The organism is Paraburkholderia saeva (assembly GCF_907164555.1).
Taxonomy (GTDB): domain Bacteria; phylum Pseudomonadota; class Gammaproteobacteria; order Burkholderiales; family Burkholderiaceae; genus Paraburkholderia; species Paraburkholderia saeva.
This window is the reverse complement of the sequence record NZ_CAJQZC010000005.1, coordinates 216,508-239,314: the sequence shown is the minus strand read 5'-3', so window position 1 is coordinate 239,314 and position 22,807 is coordinate 216,508. Positions and strand designations below refer to the sequence as shown.

The window sequence follows — 22,807 nt, the reverse complement described above, 5'->3', positions numbered from 1 at the left end:
CGTCAGGTTTTGCCGGCCTCGCCGGCCGTTGGAATCTGCGGCGCGACAGGCGCCGTTTCGCCGGTAGAAGGCGGCGCCGGACGCGGCGCATGCGACACGTCGCGTGGCGCCGCAACCGGACCCATCGAAGCCGCTGAACCAGGCGAAGCAGCCGAAGCCGCCGATGCATGGCCACCGCCTTGCGCGTGCATCGGCGCCTGTACCTCTTCCTGCGGGATCTCCGTGCCCGCTTCATCCTTCGTCGACGTATAGACGCGCATCTGCGGCACCGGAATCTCGATGCCCGCGTCATCCATCTTGCGTTTGAGCCGCAGGTTAAACGCCCGTGCGACACTCCATTGCTGCAGCGGCCGTGTCTTGATCTGCCCTTTGACGACCATCCAGTTCGGCTCGAAACGGTCGAGTCCCCATACTTCGACGGAGCCCAGCATTTCGCGTCGATAGCGGAAATCAGCCATCAGTTCGGCGCCGACTTCGCGGATCAGACGCGTCACCTGGTCGACATCCGCCGTGAACGGCACGCGCACTTCGAATACGGCGTACGCGAAATCGCGCGACAGGTTCTTCACGATCTTGATCTGCGAGAACGGAATGGCGTGGATTGCGCCCTGCCCGTCGCGCAGGCGCACGGTGCGGATCGTCAGGTGCTCGACGGTGCCCGCGTGACCGCCGTCCACGTCGATCCAGTCGCCGACTGAAATCGTGTCTTCGATGATGATGAAAAGCCCCGTGATCAGGTCGGTCACGAGCGACTGCGCGCCAAAACCGATCGCAAGACCGATCACGCCGGCGCCGGCCAGCAGCGGCGTCACGTTGATCCCGAGATTCGCGGCCGTGACGATCCCGGCGATCGTCAGGATGGACACGAGCAGCGCGTTGCGCACGAGCGGCAGCATCGTGCGGGCGCGCGTGCTCGGGTTGCGTCCTTTCGTGCGCGGGCTCGTCGGGTTGAGCGCATCGAGAATCGCGGTGTCGATCAGAATCCAGATCAGCCACGCGACGAATACCGTCGTGATGATCGCCATCACCGCGTGCGCGATGCCGCGCGCAGTGACGCTTTCCTCGACGAATTCCGCGATCGAAATGTCCCACAGCCGCGCCGCGAATTCCAGGAAAGCAAGCCAGATGAACAGCACCATCAGTGTGCCGAAGAAGCGCAGCAGACGCGACACGTACGGCGAGCGACGCCGGCGGCGCTGGTCACCGGGGCGCGTGATGCGCAGCACGATCGCGCTCATGAAGAACGCCAGCACCAGCAGCAGCGCCGTCAACACGGAAATCTGCAGCACGTTTTCGCTCGTGCCGATGCCCGCAATCGTCGCGATCACCGAGACGGCCGCGAGCATCAGCATCGGCAGATGCCACATTGAGGCGAGGACATCGAACGCATCGGTGGCGGCCTTGTGTCCGTGCCGCTGTTCGTACGAGCGGTTGCGGATCAGATGCGCGATGGGACGACGGAACGCGAGCGCGAAATAGCCGGTCAGCAACGCGGCCGTCATGTTCGCCGCCGTCGATACGAGCGCAGCGAGGTTCGAGCCGAGTTGATGCGCGACGTCATAGTTCACCGCTGCATCGCCGAGCGCACTGCAGATGCCGATGACGAACAGCAGGCGACGGCCGTGCGCAAGCAGCAGCCCCACCGCAACGCGCCGGTGTCCGGAGCCGAACAGCGAAAACATGATCAGACAGATCGAGGAGAACACCGCGCCGGCAACGATCGCATACGTGATCACCATGCCGAGCGTGCGGCCGAGCGCGACCGGCATCGCGCGCGCGAAGAGCAGCGCGGCGACGAACGCGACGATCCATGGCCCTACCCGCCTCAGCGCGAAAATCAGCAACTCGCGCGTCGTCGGATTCGGCTTCAGTTCATTCACGATGCCAAAGCGCGCGTACATGCGCTTTTGCACGTAGATCAGGCCGCCCGCGCAGGCGCCCCAGCCGGCCAGCATCGCGAACAGGTCGAGCAGCACGCGGCCGAACGACTCGCGCCCCTGGCTCGCGACGATCGTGTAGAACTCGTTGCCCGCCGCGTTGAAACGCCCCGCCCAGTATCGCAGCGGCGTGCGGCCGTTGCTCACGTCGGTTTCGACCGATGCGATGCCCGACGCAATTGCGCCCAGCAGACCCGGGCTCGGTTGCGGTTGCGCGGGCGCGACGGGACCCACGGTCTGCGAGACGTCGCGCAGCTTCTTCAACTGCGTGACGAGTGCGGTGCGCTGACGATCGTTATCGAGCGTGGAGATGACGTTGTCGAGCGAGTGCGTCAGTTCGGCCTGGCTCGCAGGCGTGGGCGCCGACGCCGCTTCAGGCGCTGAGCCCGCCGCAGCCGACGAAGCGGTCGCACTGTTGATGAGGCTCTGGAGCGCCGGAATCATCGGGGTGCCGGCCGCCCGGGCAGCGTGCGGCGCGCCCGCCAGCAGGACGGCGCACACCATGACGGCCAGCCACACAGCCGGAGACCACGCGGCAAGCCACGATGGCGCACGCGCGGGAGCTGGCTGGCGGCGGGAGTACGGATAAGGCGACAAATCGGCGTGGACGACCGGTCGCGCGCCGTGCGACGGCGCGGCCCCGGGTTCACGCCGCGAGGGGCGTGACTTCATGAGATCCGGTGACAGGACGGGACACGCCAGTGTAGCCGCAGTTACGGCGCGTCGACATTTACATGCGTAACCGGATGTTAGGACACTTGCAGATCCCGGCGCGATCTGGAGACCACGCCGGCCTGCCCGCGCCGCGTCAGTATGCGACCGTCGCTATCTGGCGGATGAACCGGGCCTGTTCGATTTCGTCGACGAACGCGATTGCGTAGTCTTCGGCGGAGATCGTGCTGTTGCCGTCCTTGTCCGCAACGAGCACGTTCGCCGCGGTACGGAACGTGCCCGTGCGCTCGCCCGGCGCGATCAGCGCAGCGGGCGCGAAGAACGTCCAGTCGAGATCGCTGACCGTGCGGTAATACGCCAGCGCGTCGCGGTGCGCGAGCGCAATCGTCTTGTAGGCGTCCGGGAAGCCTGCTGTATCCACCAGCTGCGTGCCCGGCGCGACTTCGAGCGAGCCCGCGCCGCCCACGACCACAAGACGCTTCACGCCGGCTGCGCGCGTACCGTCGACGAGCGTTTTCGATGCCGCCACGATCACGCCTACATCGCCCTGCGGCGGCGCATACGCGCTCGCGACGACGTCACTGCCGCGCACCGCCTCCGCTACGCTCGCCGCATCGAGCACGTCGGCCGACGCCGCCTTCAGGTTCGCGACATCGGTCGGGACGCGTTCCGGATTGCGCGACAGCGCGGTTACCGTGTGCCCGCGGCGCGCCGCTTCCGCTGCGACGCGTGAACCGATCATGCCCGTCGCGCCGAACAACGCTATTTTCAGTGTCTTGCTCATCGTGATGCTCCCGTGAAGTGTTTAAATGTAACTACGTCGATTACATATATCGAGCAAAAAAGAGGGGCTTCGCCCCCGTGTGAATCTTCGTCCAGCTTTGTCCTCTTTCGTCCCGCCTCATGGCGCGTTGCGCCCGGCAGACCTGTTTTCGAATCGTTCAGCCGTGCGCGCGTTTTTTGCGCGCCCGCTGTCGCTCTGCCCGCTCGACGTCGGCCGTCGCATCCGCGAGCGTGCGTGCCGCGAGCGCGCTTTCCATCGCCCGCTGCGCGTCGTCGATGATGCCGCGCAGCACCACCTGAATGTTGCGCCCGACCATGCAGGCCGGGTTCGGCTCTTCGCGGTGAAGCCCGAAGAGTTGCGCATCGTCCACCGCGCGATAGACCTCCAGCAGCGTGATGTCCCCGGGCGCGCGCGCCAGCAGGGCCCCGCCACCCGCACCCAGTTGTGACGTGGTGAGCCCGGCTTCGGCCAGCATCGAAAGCAGCCTGCGGACCAGCACCGGGTTCGTGTTCACGCTGCCCGCAATCATCTCCGACGACAGCGGCACGCCTTCCTGAAGCGACAGCAGCGCCAGCACGTGCACAGCAAAGGCGAACCGGCTACTCATATTCACAGCGACTGCTTCCGGTGACGATGTGTAACCATGGTAATTACATTTAATGCGAGTGTCAAACCGCCGCAATCCGGCGGATCACTTGTCCATCTGCTTCTGGGCGTCGGTCGAATCCGGCGCAGTCGATGTCGAGGTCGACGCGGAAGCAGACGACGAAGCAGCCGTGCTCTGGTTCGACCATTGCTGGAGCTTGTGCCCGGCGGTCTGCAGACCTTCGCCCGTCATCGAGGCGGCGTGATCGATCGCCGCACTGGTGGCACTGGCGGCGTTCTGGAGATTCGCCTGCGCCGAGGATGCGAGTGCCGCAGGATCGATCTGGACCGAGGGCGTCGAAGCGGCGGAGCTGAGATTCTGCTCGGCGGTGGCACGCGTTGCGTCGACCTGCTGGCCGACGTAGCTCGCTGCCTGGTCGAGTTTCTGGCCCGCGACCTGCGCGGCGTCATCGAGCTTGCCGGCGACCTGCCCCGCCGATGCATCGTTCTTCTGGCATGCGGCGAGCGCACCGAGCAGGGCGAGCGCCATCGCTGTACGGCGAATCAGGGGGGAGGCACGAAAAGAGATCATCACGGAAGTGAGCCGGGTTGAGCGGCTTCGAAATGCTGAAAACGTCGTCATCATACGCCGCCCGCCTTGCAGCCCGTAACATGCCCGCTTTATCCGGCTTCCTGCGCGTATCCCGCGCACATTGCACGAGGCAGGCACGCCGCCGGGTCGTGATTCCGTCATGGACTCTGGAGTAGACTGCGTGAACGTTCGATGTGTTCCACCCACCCCTGGAGGCATGCGATGGCAGCGAAGAAGATCCTGTTTCTGACCGGAGATTTCGCCGAGGATTACGAAACGATGGTGCCGTTCCAGGCACTGCAGGCAGTCGGCCATACAGTCGATGCCGTGTGCCCCGGCAAGAAAGCGGGCGACAAGATCAAGACCGCGATTCACGATTTCGAAGGCGACCAGACGTACACCGAAAAGCCTGGCCACCAGTTCGCGCTCAACGCGACCTTCGACGACGCCGATCCGGCCCAGTACGACGCACTCGCCATCGCCGGCGGCCGCGCGCCCGAGTATCTGCGCATGAACCAGCGGGTCATTGACGTCGTGCGCCAGTTCGTCGAAGCGAAAAAACCGGTCGCGGCGATCTGCCATGCGGCCCAGCTGCTGGCCGCCGCCGACGTGATCCGCGGCAAGCGGATTTCGGCGTACCCGGCCTGCGCCGCCGAAGTCAGGATGGCGGGCGCCGATTACGCGGACATCCCGATCGACGCCGCTGTCACCGACGCGCCGTTCGTGACGGCGCCCGCATGGCCCGCGCATCCGGAATGGATCCGCCAGTTCCTCGTGCTGCTCGGCACACGCATCGAACTGTAACAACGCCTTGAGCCGGGCTGCGGATCGCGCAGCCCGCGCGCCTTTCCGCCCCCATCACCATTTGAGACCCGTCTGATTTTTCCGAAGAACGCGCTTTTCTATAGTCGCCGGTTGACTTTTGAGAGCACTTCGATGGAACTGACAGACTGGATCGTTATCCTTGCGGTCGCGTTGTTGACAATCGCCTTTTTCTGCACGCGCGCGCCCGCTACCTGGTCGCTGGAAAACCGCGTGCGGCGCCTTACTGGAACGCGTCTGCTCGTGCAGGCCGCCATCGCGCTGTGGTCGGCATTGCTGCTGCTTCAGCGCGGCGTATTCTCGCTCGACGACATCGCCGGTCTGCGTCCCGCGCCGCACACCGTCATCGCCTGTGCGCTCGTTCTGGCCATCGCGGCGTGTTACTGGTCCGTGCGCGGCACGCGTCTCCTGAAACCGCGCCAGCTTTTCGCAACCCACTGGCGTTAAACCGCCGCGTCAGGTTTTCACCTCACTGGCGACGCGTTCCGGCACATCGCGCGTCACACGCTCCGCCTGCGGCAACGACAGATAAAACGTCGTGCCGACGCCCTCCGCTGATTCCGCCCAGACGCGGCCGCCGTGCCGCTCCACCATCCGTCGCACGAGCGCGAGGCCAATTCCCTCGCCCGGTGCGACGTTGCCGTGCAGCCGCTGGAATGCGCCGAACAGGCGCGGCAGCGCGACCTCCGGAATGCCAAGCCCGTTGTCCCGCACGTAGAAAATGCGCAGCGAATGCACGCCCGGCGGCCCGGCCGTCGTGCCGATCTCGATGCGCCCTGGCCGCGCCGGGTCCAGGTAGTTCACTGCGTTGCCGATCAGGTTGCCGAACACCTGTTCAAGCGCGGTCGCGTCGCCCCAGACCGTTGGCAGTTCGTGCACCACGACGTGTGCGCCGCGCGCGCGGATGGAAACCTGCATCGCATCGATCACACGATGCACGATGTCGTCGACATCGACGTGCTGATGCCGGTACTCCACGCGCCCCACGCGCGAAAGCCGCAGCAGCGCGTCGATGATGTGCGACGCACGCAGCACGGCTGTCTGCAGGTAACGCAGCGCCTCACTGATGTCATCGTCGATGAGACGCTCGATGTAGGCACGTTGCGCCTCGGTCAGCGACGACACATGCACCGCCGCGCGCAGGTCGTCGCACGCGTGGATCAGCTCCTTTGAAAATCCCTGCAGGTTGACGAGCGGCGAGCGCAGATCGTGCGACACGCTGTGGATGAACATCTCGTTTTCCTGCGTCTGCTGGCGCAGCGTTTCGTTGATACGGGCAAGTTCGCCGGCGCGCCGCGCGAGATCCGACTGGAAGCGCGCCTGCATGCGGTCGGCGTCGAGGAGCCGCCGGCTGGTGTCGTGCAACGCGGCATCGAGGCGCGCGATCTCGTCGGTGCCTGGGGTGAGTGTCGCGAGCGGCTGGTTCTGCGCGAGACGCTCTGCGTTGCGGGTCAACGCAGCAAGCCGGCCCCGCAGTCCACGCGCGAGCAGCGCAAATGCGATCGCCACGAACAGGATCGAGCCGGCTACCGCCGCGAGAATAAGGATCTGCTGACGCTCACGCGCCGTCGCCGCGGCCGCCGTGCGTGCGATGTCGAGCCGCCGCTCCTCCTGCTGGAACGCGGCGATCTGACTGCGAACCTGTTCAAGCACGGCTTCGGCGCCAGGATCGCGAAAACGATCGAGCACATCGGCACGGCGCCCGGAACGCAGCAGGTCCTGAATCCGGTCCGACCACTGACGGTACGCCTGGATTGCCTGGCGGATCTGCACGGCGCGTTCGACCTGCGACGGGTTATCGGCCACGAGGTCGACCAGCATGTCGATGCGCCGGTCGATGTCCATCCACATTGCGATCGGCGTGGCCGCGCCGGCGTCGCCGGCGACGGCCGAACCGCGCAGGCGCACCGATTCGAACTGCACGGGCTCGAGTATCGCGGTGGTCTGGCGCAGCACATCCTGGCTGTGCAGCGCCCAGCGCTCGGCGTCGGCCGCGTCAGCCTGCGCCTCGACGACGCCCGCGAGCAGCGCCAGTTCGAACAGCGCCGGAATCGCAATCAGCAGCAAGCCTTTGGTGGTCAGTCTCATGCGCGCGAAAGGAAGGGCCGGGCGCAGCGGACGCCGCACCGGGACGGCCATTATGTCGGCGTTTGTACCGGATGACAAAGGCACCATCACAACCCCGCCGGGGCGCACGTTCCGCTTCGGCGTTTTGGCGTCATGGGCGTGCGTGATGGCAGTCGTTAGCAAATTGAATAAAGCCGTAAACAGAATCGAAAATATCGCCCCGAATTGAGACATGCCGCGCCCGCTTCCGAGGAAAAGGCACATATCAGGTGCACGCTTGCTACCTCACCGAGACAATGGGAGGCGAGTGCGACAGGCCTTGAAAACCATGCTGGTGCGCATATGCACCGCAATCGTCAATCTCAGGCCCTTCTTTGGCCCATTTCTTGCGTTCCGTGCCCGTTTTTTGCGCAAAGCGGGACTTACGGATGGAAAGCTTGAAAACTGGCACCGACACACTGTTTCTGCTGATCGGCGCCGCGATGGTGCTCGCGATGCACGCGGGTTTTGCATTTCTCGAACTCGGCACGGTGCGCAAGAAGAATCAGGTCAACGCGCTCGTGAAAATCCTCGTCGATTTTTCGGTGTCGACGATCGCCTATTTCTTTATCGGCTACACGATCGCGTACGGCGTGCAATTCTTCGATCCCGCGGATGTCCTCGCGGCCCACAACGGTTATGCGCTCGTGCGCTTCTTCTTTCTGCTGACGTTCGCGGCGGCCATCCCCGCGATCGTGTCCGGCGGCATCGCGGAACGCTCGAAATTCAACCCGCAGCTCTTTGCGACGTTCGTGCTGGTCGGCTTCGTCTATCCGTTTTTCGAGGGCATCGTGTGGAACGGGCGGTTCGGTATCCAGAACTGGATCGCCGCAACGTTCGGCGCGCCGTTCCACGATTTTGCGGGCTCGGTGGTAGTGCATGCGTTCGGCGGCTGGGTCGCGCTGCCCGCCGTGCTGCTGCTCGGCGCGCGCCACGGACGCTATCACCGCGACGGCCGCATCGCCGCTCATCCGCCGTCGAATATTCCGTTTCTCGCACTGGGCGCATGGGTACTGGCGGTCGGCTGGTTCGGCTTTAACGTGATGAGCGCCCAGACCATCGACAAGATCAGCGGCCTCGTCGCCGTCAATTCGCTGATGGCGATGGTCGGCGGCACGCTGACGGCCTGGCTCGCCGGCCGCAACGACCCGGGTTTCACGTATAACGGCCCGCTCGCCGGGCTCGTCGCCGTATGCGCCGGCTCCGACGTGATGCACCCGCTCGGTGCGCTCGTGACGGGCGGCATCGCGGGCGCGCTCTTCGTCCATATGTTCACGTGTGTGCAGAATCGCTGGAAGATCGACGATGTACTCGGCGTGTGGCCGCTGCACGGCCTGTGCGGCGCGTGGGGCGGCATCGCGGCGGGTATTTTCGGGCTGCATGCGCTCGGCGGCCTCGGCGGCGTATCGTTTGGCGCGCAGCTCGTCGGCACGGTAGGTGGCGTTGTGGTGGCTTCGCTTGGCGGCACGCTCGTCTACGGCGTGATCCGCGCGACGGTTGGCTTGCGCCTCGAACAGGAAGACGAATTCAACGGCGCCGACCTGTCCATTCACCGGATCACGTCGACGCCGGAACGCGAGGCCGTTGGCTGAACCCGGACCGGCTGCCGGACCCGGCGCGGCGCGCGCACGTCAATGCGCCGGCCGGTGCACGCGATGAAAGAACGACGACAGTCTCATCCGGCGCGGCGCCGGCTGCTCGCCGCCGAGCAGGCCGAACTCGATTGGGCAGCGCGTGTAGAACACATGGATGTTTTCGCGGCGAACGGCATCCAGCATGAGTTCCGACTCGATTTCCGTCACCGCGAAGATGATCTGCAACGGCTGGTCGGTGAGCTCGAAAAAGCGTGCGGCGTGGTGCACGCCCGCGTGGCTGACGCCCTCGGCGGCGGCGATGACAGTCGCGCCCTGAATGCCGGCGTGCTTTGCCTTCCCAAGCAGCCAGTCAACCACGGATTGCCGGCCGTGCCGCCGGCTTTGCTCGGTGTAGAACGTGAGTTGGTAGCCCTTCATGAGTTGTCTCCGGCGAGGGGCGATAGTGCGACGGCGGGCGCGCGTACCGGAAAAAGATCGCAGCGCCGGCGGCCTTCGTTTCATTCTAGTTCACACCGCCCGCGTCACCGTGCCGATCCGCGTGAAGCCCGTCGCGGCTCGCTGGGAGGGCGTCCCGGTGATAGACTGCGGGCCGGAGATGGCATTCTCCGTTGTCCTTAAACCGCCCCTGTGGCTGATGATGCCTGCCCTCATCCGGGAAACCGGCGGGCAGCGCCATGTCTGCCCGCACACGCCCCGGTTTATCGACCCGCCTGGATCTCTAAAAACAATGTACCTCTCCATTCTTGCCGTCGGCCTCGGCGGCGCACTCGGCTCACTGCTTCGCTGGTTTCTCGGTCTGCGGCTCAATACCTTGCTGCCTGAGTTGCCGCTCGGCACGCTCGCGTCGAACATCATCGCCGGGTATGTGATCGGCGTAGCCGTTGCAGGATTTGCGCGATATCCGGGCCTCGCGCCCGAATGGCGGCTCTTCGTGATCACGGGCCTGATGGGCGGGCTGTCGACGTTCTCAACGTTTTCCGCCGAAGTCGTCAGCCATCTGCAGCAGGGCCGCCCCGGCTGGGCTGTCGCCGAAATTGCGGTTCACGTCGGCAGTTCGCTTGCGATGACGCTGCTGGGTATCGGGACTGTCGCGCTCATTACCCGGTAAGTCCGGCAACGCCTTTGAAAGCGTTGTCCTGTGGCACGCCCGTGTGTTCGCGCTAAAACGGGCCGCGGCTTTTCAGCTGTTCATACTCGCGTTTCAGCGTGTCAATGCGCTGCGTGTATGACGTGCGAAGACAGCGCTCGTCGACCCGGCAAGCCGCGCGTGCATGCAGCCATGCGCGCTGCTCGTCCTGCATGTCGCTGCGCGTGCCCATCGCGACGAGCCCCGTCAGCGTGCCGAAACGCACCGCCATTTCCACATCCATCTCGCTCAACTGGCGCGACGCACAGATCGCGCGTTCGTCAGGCTGCTTCGCCTGTGCGCAGTCGAAACTCGCCGCATACGCCTCATGGATCGGCAACGCGACGACAAACGTTGCGAACAGATGAAGGAACTGGCGACGATACGGCGTGGGGGAACGGCGAAACATCGAGCAACCATCCGGGATCAGTAGCGAGGAGCAGTTTCGACTGCACGTGCGAAGGATGTTATCAATGGAAAGTGGTCCACGTCGTCCTCCATTCGTCGATACGGTCGTGCAGCGCGTACCGGAATGAACTCGACACGACGAAGGACTTCGTCATGGCGAGTGCTGGTGTATCGGTGACACCTGATCACGTCCACAAGGCGCTCACCATCAACGAGGCGCGTCTCATTGTTCGCCATTGACGAGCAGTGTTTTCTGCCCACGTGTCTATATCCGTGCTGCGATGCACGGTAACCTTCGCTTTGCCTGCCCCGTTGCCTTGATGCGCGGGGCCCATGGGTTATCGAACGGCGGGCCTCCTCCTGGGCACGCCATTTTTGCGAACGAAGGGCAACGCCTCCATCCCCTGTCTGTCCTTTTTCTGTCGCGGGCACGGCTTTATGCCGTGCCTTCTTTTTTCCAGCGTCGCGCTTTTCTCGATTTCGCGCAGATGCGCGCGTTGAAAATATGGCGCCGCGCGCCGCCAGCCTGTCACCTACTTCAACAACAACGGCCCGACTGCGGGGTTCGAAGACGACGGATCAACTCACCCTTCAGCCGGTGCACGAACGAGGTCGAGCATCGTGAGCGCCTGAACGCTGATCAGTCAATGACGCGTACGAAGACGATCCGAAACTGCGCAACTTTGCGACGACGCGCCACACGCGCCGACTCTCGCGGGTTATCGATCGCTCGCTTCGCTTCTGCCTCTAATCGCATTCCTTAAAAGCTCCGCGACCGGATAAATCAGCAATAACGTCGATTCACTGCGCGCGTATTCGATAAACACTTGCGCGTCACCCAAAAGGCGCCGCAGCTTCTCAAGTCGAAAACTGTCGGTGTGGATGTGCACCCACCGAAGGTGCACCGGATTTCGATGACCTGGCCGCGTTCGACTCGGCCGCGACGCTTACCCCTTGCAACATGACACACAGGACGAAGCCAAGTATTTGCAGGAAGCGGGTCAGCGAGAAGAACGTTTCCTTCTGGTCGACGCGGTAACGTATCGCCACTCCGTTTGCGAGCTTGCCCGATGCGTAGACCGCGCTCGTCGGTGCCTCGAACAGCGCCGACATGGCGCCAAAAATGAAGCGTGAGAGCAGCACCGACCCAACCACCGCGGAAGCAACGTGCGTAATAAGCATCCACTGTGGCTGCGCGGTCGATTCTGCCCAGACACCATCGGCGAAATTCACGTAGCTGGAAATGCCGCCGCCCACCATTGCAAATGTGATGGAGAACAGCCGGGATTGCCGCGCGCCGAATCGGCCCTGCGCTTTGACCATTATCTTGAGATTCTTATGCTATCGAGTGGACGTGGGAAGACACAGGATGGAGAAAGATAACGGTCTCGCACGTACTTACGGCATTTACGCAGGAAACTTGATGTGCACCATCAAGCTTGCCCCTGCACCACGAATCCCAAAGACGGTCAGACTTTATTGCGGCGCCCACTGAGCGCGAAACGGACGAAAAAAAAGGCGCCACGTAACCGTGACGCCTTGAAAAGTTCTAGCCATTCCGAGGGCCGTGCTAGAACCTGAGAGACGGAATCCGAAAATCGAACTCCCCATCCAGCTCTGCCTAAACCCTTAAGCTCCAGCCTGAACTACATTCCGTGCCGTTCAGCCATACGACGAAAAGATTCAAACCGAAGACGAGTAAATCAACTTTCGAAATGAAATTCCATTTTTTATGTTTATGCTGACCAAGTCAAGCAAAAAGTAACTCGCGCGTACGCGCCCGCACTGAACATTCCGATACAATGAATCTTCATAGGAAAATCCGCGGGAGACCCCGCTGAAAGGGCTTTGCAGGGATATTTCATCGCGCGGATAAGCAGTCGGTTAAAGCTATTAAATTGAAATTAAGTTCCATAAAAACGACATGAACAAGCGACGCACGTCTATCGGTAACGCAGATCCCCTTCAGGAAAAGGAAGGTTCCGGCGACGAGGTGACAGCTCTGGCGCGTGGCCTGACGGTCCTGCGATGTGTCGCCACGGCCGATGCCCCGCTCAGCAATCGCGAGCTCACCGAACTCACCGGCATCCCAAAGCCGACCGTCTCGCGCATCACCGCCACGCTCGTCGGCACGGGCTATTTATTCCGTCTGCCGGACAGCGAGCGCTTCGTGCTGACCTCATCGGTGCTTGAACTGAGCCATGGATTCCTGCGGAATTTCGACATCCGCGCGCGCTCGCGGCCCTTCCTGATCGAACTGGCGGAGCGCACTGCCCTTTCCGTGCATCTCGCCGTGCGCGACCGGCTCGACATGGTCGTGATCGACGCGATCCGGCCGCGTTCCGCCGTGCTCGTTTCGCGGCTCGAAGTGGGATCGCGGATGGACATGTGCCGCACCGCAGTCGGCCGCGCGTATCTGGCGGCACTCGGCGAACCGGAACGCGAAAAGCTGCTCGCGGGCGTACAGACCGCGGCCGGCGACGAATGGGGTCATCTGAGTAACCGGCTCTACCCGGCGCTTCAGGAAACGGAGGTCCATGGCTATGCGATCGCCGCAGGCGAATGGCACGAAGGGCTGAACGCCATCGCGGCGGGGTTCATCGGGCCGTCGGGCGAGCGCTATGCGGTCAACTGCGGCGGCTCCGCGCACCAGTGCCCGCGCGAATGGCTGATGGAACGCGCGGCGCCCGCACTTCTCGAGTGCATCGAGAAAATCGTCCACGAAGTGGGCGGTACACCCGGCCGCCGGCTCGACAACTGAGCGCGGCGCCACGCCTCGAACCTCCGGCGGCCGCGCACGCCGTCCTTTCACTTCTGTAACCAGGGTAATCAAACGAAAGATACGTCGCTGGACTGTAACAAGGCACGGGACGTAGCATCATGCTTCCAGACCCAGCGGCCCGCGCGTCGCGGCGGGTCCGGCGGCGTACCCGAAGCCTGCGCCCGCCATCCGGATCTACGCTTTTACGATCGCCGAACATTACATGTGTAACCTCTTTTCCCTGCGCATCGCGTAGCATCGCGCAGGCATAGACATCGACGCATCGGCCGGTCCGTGCGGGCCGGCACAGCCCGTGCTCAGCGCCGCGAGCGAATCGCCTGCCGGCAATCCGCCCATGATGATGTCTTGCATGCGCGGGGCCACGCGCCGCACACCGTTTCATATTCCAGATTCCACGCCAGCAACCTGACCGAACCGATGGACGAACAACAAAAGCTTTCGGAAAAACCGCGCCTTCCCGATCCCGCCCAACGACCCGTAACCGGCACACCCGGCGGCCCGGGCGGACCCGGCGACGGCACGCCGCCCGGCCCGAAACGGCACCGCGGCCGCATGATCGCCGCGATCGTCGCGGTCGTGGTCATCGCGGGCATCGTGCTGGTGCGCTGGCATCCGTGGAGTAGCGCCAGCGGCGCCTCGGCCGCCGGTGGTGCGAGCGGCGCAAGTGGCGCACGCGCCGGTCGTGGCGGTCGCGGCGGCAATGCGGCCAACGTGCCGCAACCGGTGCACGTCGCCACGGCGACGCAGGGCGAAATGCCCGTGGTGCTCACCGCGCTCGGCACGGTCACCCCGCTTGCAAACGTCACGGTACGCACGCAGCTGAACGGCATCCTGCAGACGGTCGCGTTCCAGGAAGGCCAGATGGTCAGGAAGGGCGACGTGCTTGCGCAGATCGACCCGCGTCCGTACCAGATCTCGCTTGCCAACGCCGAAGGGACGCTCGCGAAAGACCAGGCGCTGCTGCAGACCGCCCGCCTCGACCTGAAGCGCTACCAGACGCTGCTCTCGCAGGATTCGATCGCGAGCCAGCAGGTCGACACCCAGGCGTCGCTCGTCAAACAGTACGAAGGCACGGTCAAATCCGACCAGGCGAACATCGATACGTTCAAGCTCGACCTCGTGTATGCGCGCATCACCGCGCCGGTCTCGGGCCGCGTCGGGTTGCGTCAGGTCGATCCGGGCAACTACGTGACCTCGGGCGATACGAACGGTATTGTCGTCATCACGCAGCTTCAGCCGATCAGCGTGCTGTTCACCACATCCGAGGACAATCTGCCGGCTATCACGAAGCAGATGCGCACGGGCACGAAGATGTCGGTGACCGCGTATGACCGCAGCAATACAACTTCGCTCGAAGCCGGCTCGCTCGAAACCGTCGACAACCAGATCGACACCACCACCGGCACCGTCAAGCTGCGCGCGACGTTCCAGAACCCGAACAACCTGCTGTTCCCGAACCAGTTCGTCAATACGCGTCTGCTCGTCGACGTCATCAAGGATGCCGTCATCGTGCCGACGTCGGCGGTGCTCAATGGTTCGATGGGCCAGTTCGTCTACGTGGTCAAGCCGGACAGCACCGTCACGGTGCGGCAGGTGAAGATCGGACCGGTCGATGGCGAACGCACCAGCATCAAAACAGGTCTGCAGGTCGGCGAGCGCGTTGTGATCGACGGTTCGGACCGCCTGCGCGAAGGCGCGAAGATCACGATTCCGGCTGACAAACCTGCGGGTGCATCCGGTGCCAGCGGATCGGGCGCCGCCGCGGCATCCGGGGCCTCGGGCGCGCATGCGCATCGTCACAAACATGCGTCGCAGGCGTCGGCGGAATAAGGCACGGCTGATATCGAATGAATCCATCCCGCGCTTTTATCCTGCGCCCGGTCGGCACCGCCCTGCTGATGGCGGCGATCATGCTGGTCGGGCTCGTCGCGCTGCGTTTCCTGCCGCTCTCCGCGCTGCCGGAAGTCGACTACCCGACGATCCAGGTGCAAACCTTCTATCCGGGCGCGAGCCCGGACGTGATGACGTCGTCGGTCACGGCGCCGCTCGAACGACAGTTCGGGCAGATGCCGTCGTTAAACCAGATGTCGTCGCAAAGCTCGGCCGGCTCCTCGATCATCACGCTGCAGTTCAGCCTCGACCTGCCGCTCGATATCGCCGAGCAGGAAGTCCAGGCCGCGATCAACGCGGCGGGCAACCTGCTGCCGTCAGACTTGCCGGCGCCGCCGATCTACGCGAAGGTCAATCCGGCCGACGCGCCGATCATCACGCTCGCAATCACGTCGAAGACGCTGCCGCTCACGCAGGTGCAGGATCTGGCCGATACACGTCTCGCGCAGAAAATCTCGCAGGTGGCGGGTGTGGGTCTCGTGAGCCTGTCCGGTGGCCAGCGGCCGGCGGTGCGGATTCAGGCCAACCCGCGCGCGCTCGCCGCGTACGGACTGAATCTGGACGATCTGCGCACGACGATCTCGAACCTGAACGTCAACACGCCGAAGGGCAATTTCGACGGCCCGACGCGCGCGTACACGATCAACGCCAACGACCAGCTGACTGACGCCGAAGCCTACAAGAGCGCGGTCGTCGCGTACAAGGACGGCCGGCCGGTGATGCTGACGGACGTCGCCACCATCGAGCAGGGCGCGGAGAACACGAAGCTTGGCGCATGGGTCAACAGCACGCCCGCGATCATCCTGAACGTGCAGCGTCAGCCGGGCGCGAACGTGATCCAGGTGGTCGACAACATCAAGAAGCTGCTGCCGCAGTTGCAGCAGTCGCTGCCCGCCGCGCTCGACGTCGAGGTCGTCACCGACCGCACCACCACGATCCGCGCTTCGGTGCGCGACGTGGAGTTCGAACTGCTGATGTCGGTCGTGCTGGTCGTGCTCGTGATGTATCTGTTCCTCGCGAACATTTACGCGACGATCATCCCGAGCCTGTCGGTGCCGCTTTCGCTGATCGGCACACTCGCGGTGATGTACCTGTGCGGCTTTTCGCTCGACAACCTTTCGCTGATGGCGCTCACCATCGCGACCGGCTTCGTGGTGGACGACGCGATCGTGATGATCGAGAACATCGCGCGTTACGTCGAGGAAGGCGATCCACCGCTCGAAGCGGCGCTAAAGGGCTCGAAACAGATCGGCTTCACGATCATCTCGCTGACGGTATCGCTCATCGCCGTGCTGATTCCGCTCCTCTTCATGGGCGATGTGGTTGGCCGGCTCTTTCACGAGTTCGCGATCACGCTGGCAGTAACGATCGTGATTTCCGCGGTGGTCTCGCTCACGCTCGTGCCGATGATGTGCGCGAAGCTGCTGCGTCATACGCCGCCGAAGGAAAGCCATCGTTTCGAAGCGAAGGCGCACCAGTTCATCGATTACGTGATCGGCCGTTATGCGGTCGCGCTCACCTGGGTGCTGGATCGCCAGCGCTCGACGCTCTTCGTCGCCGTGCTCACGCTCGTGTTCACGGCGCTCCTGTACGTGGTGATTCCGAAGGGCTTCTTCCCGGTGCAGGATACAGGCGTGATCCAGGCGATCACGCAGGCGCCGCAGTCGGTGTCGTATCAGTCGATGGCCGAGCGCCAGCAGGAACTCGCCGCGCAGATCCTGCAGAATCCGGACGTGGAAAGCCTCACGTCGTTCATCGGCGTGGACGGCAGCAACATCACACTGAACAGCGGCCGCATGCTGATCAACCTGAAGCCGCGCGATGACCGCAGCAACACCGCGAGCGAAGTGATCCGCCAGTTGCAGCAGGACGTGGCGCACATTCCGGGCGCGTCGCTCTACATGCAGCCGGTGCAGGATCTGACGATCGATTCCACGGTCAGCCCCACGCAGTATCAGTTCATGCTGACCGATCCGAATATCACCGAATTCGCGACGTGGGTGCCGAAGCTCGTCGACAGGCTGAAACAGTCGCCCGAACTCGCGGACGTCGCCACCGATCTGCAGCAAAACGGTCAGTCGGTGTACATCGAGATCGACCGCGCAACCGCCGCGCGCTACGGCATCACGCCGGCCACGGTCGACAACGCGCTTTACGACGCGTTCGGCCAGCGCATCATCTCGACGATCTTCACGCAGTCGAACCAGTACCGCGTGATTCTCGAAGCGCAGCCGACCATGCAGCACTACATCGATTCGCTCAACTCGATCTACCTGCCCTCTTCCACGTCGACGGGCGGTCAGGTGCCGCTGAATTCGATCGCGAGCTTCCACGAACGGCCGGCGCCGCTCCTCGTCACGCATCTGAGCCAGTTCCCGGCCACGACCGTGTCGTTCAATCTCGCGCCCGGCGCGTCGCTTGGCGCGGCCGTGAAAGCGATCGATCAGGCGGAAAAGGACATCGCGCTGCCCGCTTCGTTCCAGACGCGCTTCCAGGGCGCGGCGCTCGCGTTCCAGGCTTCGCTGTCGAACGAACTGTTCCTGATTCTCGCGGCCATCGTGACGATGTATATCGTGCTCGGCGTGCTGTACGAGAGCTTCATCCACCCGATCACGATTCTCTCGACGCTGCCGTCGGCCGGCGTGGGCGCGCTGCTCGCACTGCTCATCACCGGTCACGATCTGGACATTATCGGCATCATCGGCATCGTGTTGCTGATCGGTATCGTGAAGAAGAACGCGATCATGATGATCGACTTCGCGCTCGAAGCCGAACGCGATCACGGCAAGCCGCCGCGCGAGGCCATCTATCAGGCGGCGTTGCTGCGCTTCCGCCCGATCCTGATGACGACGCTCGCCGCACTCCTCGGCGCGCTGCCGCTGATGCTCGGCACGGGTGCCGGTTCCGAGCTGCGCCGTCCGCTGGGTATCGCGATTGCGGGCGGCCTGATCGTGAGCCAGCTGCTCACGCTCTTCACGACGCCCGTCATCTACCTCGGCTTCGATTCGCTCGCACGGCGCGCCCGCGCGCGCTTTCATCGTGGCGCGGCGCCTGACGACGCGCCACCAGCTGCCGATGCGGGGAACTGAGCGATGAACCTGTCGCGTCCGTTCATCTCCCGGCCCGTCGCGACGACGCTGCTCGCGATCGGCATTGCGCTGGCCGGCTGCTTTGCGTTCGTGAAGCTGCCGGTCGCACCGCTGCCGCAGGTCGATTTCCCGACGATCTCCGTGCAGGCAAGCCTGCCGGGCGCCAGTCCGGAAACCGTCGCGACGAGCGTCGCGAGTCCGCTCGAACGGCATCTCGGCTCGATTGCCGACGTCACCGAGATGACCTCGACGAGTTCGGTCGGCTCGGCGCGCATCACGTTGCAGTTCGGCCTGAACCGCGATATCGACGGCGCCGCGCGCGACGTGCAGGCCGCCATCAACGCCGCGCGCGCCGATCTGCCCACGAGCCTGCGCAGCAACCCGACGTACCACAAGGTCAACCCGGCCGACGCGCCGATCCTCATTCTCGCGCTCACATCGAATACATTGCCGCCGGGCCAGCTCTACGACTCGGCGGCGACCGTCCTGCAGCAATCGCTGTCGCAGGTCGACGGGGTCGGCGAAGTCGATGTGAGCGGTTCGGCCAACCCGGCCGTGCGCGTCGAGCTCGAACCGCAGATGCTGTTCCACTACGGCATCGGTCTCGAAGACGTGCGCGCCGCGCTCGCCGCAGCCAACGCGAACAGTCCGAAGGGTTCGATCGAGTTCGGCCCGAACCACGTGCAGCTGTACACCAACGATCAGGCCACCAAAGCCGCGCAGTACAAAGATCTGGTGATCGCCTACCGCAACGGCGCGGCGGTGCACCTGTCCGACGTCGCGGAAGTCGCCGATTCGGTCGAGGATCTGCGCAACCTCGGTCTCATCAACGGCCGGCGCGCGGTGCTCGTGATCCTGTATCGCCAGCCGGGCGCGAACATCATCGAGACGATCGATCGCGTGGAGGCGATGCTGCCGCAGCTGAAAGCATCACTCCCCGCCGACGTCGACGTGATCCCGACTTCCGACCGTTCGACCACGATCCGCATGTCGCTGAAGGACACCGAGCGCACGCTGATGATTGCCGTCGCGCTTGTCGTGATGGTCGTGTTCCTGTTCCTGCGCAACTGGCGCGCGACGCTGATTCCAAGCGTCGCGGTGCCGATCTCGATCATCGGCACGTTCGCCGCGATGTACCTGCTCGACTTCTCGATCGACAACCTCTCGCTGATGGCGTTGACGATCGCGACGGGCTTCGTGGTCGACGATGCCATTGTCGTGCTGGAGAACATCTCGCGGCACATCGAGAACGGCGTGCCACGCATGAAAGCCGCGATTCTCGGCGCGCGCGAGGTCGGCTTCACGGTGATGTCGATCAGCATCTCGCTCGTTGCGGTGTTCCTGCCGATCCTGCTGATGGGCGGCATCGTCGGGCGTCTGTTCCGCGAATTCGCGCTGACGCTTTCGCTTGCGATCGGCGTGTCGCTGATCGTGTCGCTCACGCTCACGCCAATGATGTGTTCCCGCCTGCTGGAAGAACATCACGAGAAGAAGGAAGAAGGCCGTCTCGCGCGCTGGCTCGAACGCGGTTTCACCTCGATGCAGAACGGCTACGAGCGCACGCTCGGCTGGGCGCTCCTGCATCCGCGCCTGATCGTGACGATCCTGATCGCGACGATTGGCCTGAACGTATGGCTCTACATCATCGTGCCGAAGGGCTTTTTCCCGCAGCAGGACACCGGGCGCCTCGTGGGCGGCATTCAGGCCGACCAGAGCACATCGTTCCAGGCGATGAAGGTCAAGTTCTCCGAGATGATGGCGATCGTGCAGAAGAATCCGGCGGTCGACAGCGTGGTCGGTTTCACTGGCGGCCGGCAGACCAATTCGGGCTTCATGTTCGTCACGCTCAAGCCGAAAAGCGAGCGCGGCCTTTCCGCCGATGAAGTGATCCAGCAGATGCGCGGGCCGCTCGGCAACGTCGCGGGCGCGCGGACGTTCCTGCAGGCGGTGCAGGACATCCGCGTGGGCGGCCGGCAGTCGAACGCGCAATACCAGTTCACGCTGCTGTCCGATTCGACCTCCGATCTCTACACGTGGGTGCCGAAGCTGACTGAGGCGCTCCAGCGTCGCCCCGAACTCGCCGACGTCAACTCCGACCAGCAGCAGGGCGGCCTCGAGGCCATGGTGACGATCGACCGGGCCACCGCTGCCCGCCTGAACATCAAGCCCGCGCAGATCGACAACACGCTCTACGACGCGTTCGGACAGCGCCAGGTGTCGACGATCTACAACCCGCTGAACCAGTATCACGTGGTGATGGAAGTCGCGCCGAAGTACTGGCAGAGCCCTGACATGCTGAACCAGATCTGGGTCAGCACTTCTGGCGGCAGCGCGAGCGGCGCGCAGACCACGAACGCGGCCGCTGGCACGGTCACGTCGGCGGCCACGACGGCGAGCACGAGCGCGAAATCCGGCGGAACGGCTGGCACGACTGCTTCGAGCGCGGCCTCGATTGCCTCCGATTCCGCGCGCAATCTCGCGATCAACTCGATTGCCGCGAGCGGCAAGTCGAGCGCGTCGGCGGGCGCGGCCGTGTCGACCTCGAAGGAGACGATGATCCCGCTGTCGGCCATCGCGAGCTTCGGGCCGGGCAACACGGCGCTCTCGGTGAACCACCAGAGCCAGTTCGTCGCGTCGACGATCTCGTTCAATCTGCCGCCGGGCAAATCGCTCTCGCAGGCCACCGACGTCATCTACCAGACGATGGCCGAGATCGGCATGCCGGGCACGATCCGCGGCAGCTTCCAGGGCACCGCGCAGGCGTTCCAGCAGTCGATGTCGGACCAGCCGATCCTGATTCTCGCCGCGCTGGCCGCCGTCTATATCGTGCTGGGGATCCTTTACGAGAGCTACATTCATCCGCTGACGATTCTCTCCACGCTGCCGTCGGCGGGCGTGGGCGCCCTGCTGGCGCTGCTGCTCTTCAAGACGGAGTTCAGCATCATTGCGCTGATTGGCGTGATCCTGCTGATCGGCATCGTGAAGAAGAACGCGATCATGATGGTGGACTTTGCAATCGAAGCGTCGCGACAGGGGCTGTCATCGCGCGATGCGATCCATCAGGCGTGCCTGCTGCGCTTCCGCCCGATCATGATGACGACGTGCGCCGCACTGCTGGGTGCGCTGCCGCTCGCCTTTGGTCGAGGCGAAGGCGCCGAGCTGCGCGCGCCGCTTGGCATCTCGATTGTGGGCGGGCTGATCGTGAGCCAGATGCTGACGCTCTACACGACGCCGGTGGTCTACCTGTACATGGACCGGCTGCGCGTGCGCTGGGAAGCGCGGCGTGAGCGGCGCCGCGGGAACGCAGCGCCGGCGGTGGAGTAAACGAAGGGGGCGAAGGGAGCAGCAAAAATGACAGCCTTGTCACAAGCAGGGGCCGCGCACGAGACCGGATCGTGCGCGGACCCATGCCGCGTGAAGTGAGAGAGCGACACTTCATGGATGGCCATTCCCCGAAAGTGACACACCGGGAAGAGACAAGTTATCGAAGCGCCTTTCTTTTGCCTACTTTTCTTTGGCAAGGACGCCCCGAAGGAAGTCCCCTTGGGGGACAAAGAAAAGTAGGTGCCGCCCCGCACAGGGGCAACTTTGATATCCGTGTTATCTCCAAAGACGCCTTCTCTGGCAAGGCTTCCAACCAAGTCGACTACGCGAAATATCGATGACGAGACGCGCGCCGAGACGCTCTGCTTTCTGATGTTCGCCGAACTTGTTGCGATGGCTCGAACCGGCGAATAGTTACGTACTGATCGGGGTGGGCCACGGTGGCTCAAACATCTGCTTCACTCAGTACGACCTATGCATCAATCCCGCTGGCCGTTTGCTGGTTCTCTGGCATCAAAGGTGTCGTTCCATGCTATCCCGGTACCAATCAGGTGCAAGCGTTGCCAAAAATTCGCTATAGCTTCTGCCTGAGTATTGACATCAAAAGGTTCGAAACCTTCGAAGACATTTCCTTTAATGTCTGAGGGATATCGGAATCGCTGATCGTGCGTTCTATGGAATTGTTCAATTGTCTCGGGGAACATATCGTCCGTGAAAAACACCTGTTCCGGAAAGGGGAACGCGAAATGATAATTTCGGGACGGGTACAGAGTTTTGTATTGGTCAAAAAGCGTCGCGAGCCGATGCGTACCTCGAGGAACGCTGCCGGTGCTTAGTCCAATTGCCCCTTTCAGAAACAACTCAAGAGCATGTCGACAAAGATGAAGAATCACTCTCACATTTGCATGATGTTGGGCGAAATCATTTGTAAGCATTGATTCCGCCAAGACTTTGGCAGCGTCCGCGTAGGCGGAAGCAAGCCATATCATCTGGCTCGCTTCAGAGTTTCCGGGCAGGTCAGGTTCGATCTTTACGCTCATAGCAGACCAATACGTTAATGGTTGTCAGCGTGACATAGCGATCCAGCGAGGTTGA

Annotated in this window: 17 protein-coding genes and 1 riboswitch; of the genes, 8 read left to right on the top strand and 9 right to left on the bottom strand. The window is 63.5% G+C overall.

What is annotated here, in order from left to right:
- Nucleotides 1-2: 2 nt before the first annotated feature.
- The 4 genes from LPA36_RS15455 to LPA36_RS15440 form a co-directional block, all read right to left on the bottom strand.
- Nucleotides 3-2,609 (bottom strand): mechanosensitive ion channel family protein, encoded by a 2,607-nt coding sequence (locus LPA36_RS15455; protein ID WP_228878109.1) that lies wholly within the window; start codon nt 2,607-2,609, stop codon nt 3-5.
- A 136-nt stretch (nt 2,610-2,745) separates the two neighbouring features.
- Entirely contained in the window at nt 2,746-3,393 is a 648-nt protein-coding gene (locus LPA36_RS15450; RefSeq protein ID WP_228878106.1) for an NAD(P)-dependent oxidoreductase, read from the bottom strand.
- 157 nt (nt 3,394-3,550) lie between these two features.
- The gene (locus LPA36_RS15445; protein ID WP_228878102.1) at nt 3,551-4,006 is read right to left on the bottom strand and encodes an Rrf2 family transcriptional regulator; all 456 of its coding nucleotides are present in this window, start codon (nt 4,004-4,006) and stop codon (nt 3,551-3,553) included.
- 78 nt (nt 4,007-4,084) lie between these two features.
- Nucleotides 4,085-4,570, bottom strand: a complete 486-nt coding sequence (locus LPA36_RS15440) for a hypothetical protein (protein WP_407674295.1) — start codon at nt 4,568-4,570, stop codon at nt 4,085-4,087.
- Between the two features lie 222 nt (nt 4,571-4,792).
- Between LPA36_RS15440 and LPA36_RS15435 the strand changes: the two genes are divergently transcribed.
- Together LPA36_RS15435 and LPA36_RS15430 are read left to right on the top strand one after the other, a co-directional pair.
- Nucleotides 4,793-5,374, top strand: a complete 582-nt coding sequence (locus tag LPA36_RS15435; RefSeq protein ID WP_228878096.1) for a DJ-1/PfpI family protein — start codon at nt 4,793-4,795, stop codon at nt 5,372-5,374.
- Nucleotides 5,375-5,506: 132 nt separating this feature from the next.
- Entirely contained in the window at nt 5,507-5,839 is a 333-nt protein-coding gene (locus tag LPA36_RS15430; RefSeq protein ID WP_228878095.1) for a hypothetical protein, read from the top strand.
- Nucleotides 5,840-5,848: 9 nt separating this feature from the next.
- On the opposite strand, the gene LPA36_RS15425 is transcribed toward LPA36_RS15430, so the two are convergent.
- Nucleotides 5,849-7,480 carry a sensor histidine kinase gene (locus LPA36_RS15425; protein WP_228878093.1) on the bottom strand — a complete coding sequence of 544 codons (1,632 nt, stop codon included), beginning with the start codon at nt 7,478-7,480 and terminating at the stop codon, nt 5,849-5,851.
- A 407-nt stretch (nt 7,481-7,887) separates the two neighbouring features.
- Between LPA36_RS15425 and LPA36_RS15420 the strand changes: the two genes are divergently transcribed.
- Nucleotides 7,888-9,090, top strand: a complete 1,203-nt coding sequence (locus LPA36_RS15420) for an ammonium transporter (protein ID WP_228878090.1) — start codon at nt 7,888-7,890, stop codon at nt 9,088-9,090.
- A gap of 39 nt (nt 9,091-9,129) precedes the next feature.
- Here LPA36_RS15420 and LPA36_RS15415 read toward each other — a convergent pair whose 3' ends face one another.
- Entirely contained in the window at nt 9,130-9,510 is a 381-nt protein-coding gene (locus LPA36_RS15415; protein WP_228878087.1) for a DUF190 domain-containing protein, read from the bottom strand.
- Between the two features lie 165 nt (nt 9,511-9,675).
- A riboswitch (Fluoride riboswitch) is annotated at nt 9,676-9,744 on the top strand.
- A 76-nt stretch (nt 9,745-9,820) separates the two neighbouring features.
- On the opposite strand from LPA36_RS15415, the gene crcB reads away from it, so the two are divergent.
- Complete coding sequence (crcB, locus tag LPA36_RS15410) at nt 9,821-10,201, top strand: fluoride efflux transporter CrcB (protein ID WP_228878084.1); 381 nt, start codon at nt 9,821-9,823, stop codon at nt 10,199-10,201.
- Nucleotides 10,202-10,253: 52 nt separating this feature from the next.
- Here crcB and LPA36_RS15405 read toward each other — a convergent pair whose 3' ends face one another.
- Complete coding sequence (locus LPA36_RS15405; protein ID WP_228878082.1) at nt 10,254-10,628, bottom strand: lysozyme inhibitor LprI family protein; 375 nt, start codon at nt 10,626-10,628, stop codon at nt 10,254-10,256.
- Between the two features lie 857 nt (nt 10,629-11,485).
- On the bottom strand, nt 11,486-11,950 hold the full coding sequence (locus tag LPA36_RS15400) for a hypothetical protein (RefSeq protein ID WP_228878080.1): 465 nt from the start codon (nt 11,948-11,950) through the stop codon (nt 11,486-11,488).
- Between the two features lie 601 nt (nt 11,951-12,551).
- Here LPA36_RS15400 and LPA36_RS15395 point away from each other — a divergent pair.
- The 4 genes from LPA36_RS15395 to LPA36_RS15380 all read left to right on the top strand — a co-directional run bounded on the left by LPA36_RS15395 (nt 12,552) and on the right by LPA36_RS15380 (nt 21,712).
- Nucleotides 12,552-13,388 carry an IclR family transcriptional regulator gene (locus LPA36_RS15395; protein ID WP_228878077.1) on the top strand — a complete coding sequence of 279 codons (837 nt, stop codon included), beginning with the start codon at nt 12,552-12,554 and terminating at the stop codon, nt 13,386-13,388.
- 438 nt (nt 13,389-13,826) lie between these two features.
- Nucleotides 13,827-15,239: an MdtA/MuxA family multidrug efflux RND transporter periplasmic adaptor subunit gene (locus LPA36_RS15390; RefSeq protein WP_228878076.1), complete on the top strand. Its 1,413-nt coding sequence runs from the start codon at nt 13,827-13,829 to the stop codon at nt 15,237-15,239.
- A 17-nt stretch (nt 15,240-15,256) separates the two neighbouring features.
- A complete protein-coding gene (locus LPA36_RS15385) occupies nt 15,257-18,388 on the top strand; it encodes an MdtB/MuxB family multidrug efflux RND transporter permease subunit (RefSeq protein ID WP_228878068.1) in 3,132 nt (1,043 codons plus the stop codon).
- Between the two features lie 3 nt (nt 18,389-18,391).
- Nucleotides 18,392-21,712, top strand: a complete 3,321-nt coding sequence (locus LPA36_RS15380; protein WP_228878065.1) for an efflux RND transporter permease subunit — start codon at nt 18,392-18,394, stop codon at nt 21,710-21,712.
- A gap of 479 nt (nt 21,713-22,191) precedes the next feature.
- Here the strand turns inward: LPA36_RS15380 and LPA36_RS15375 are convergent, their stop codons facing one another.
- A complete protein-coding gene (locus tag LPA36_RS15375; protein WP_228878063.1) occupies nt 22,192-22,752 on the bottom strand; it encodes a hypothetical protein in 561 nt (186 codons plus the stop codon).
- Between the last annotated feature and the right edge of the window lie 55 nt (nt 22,753-22,807).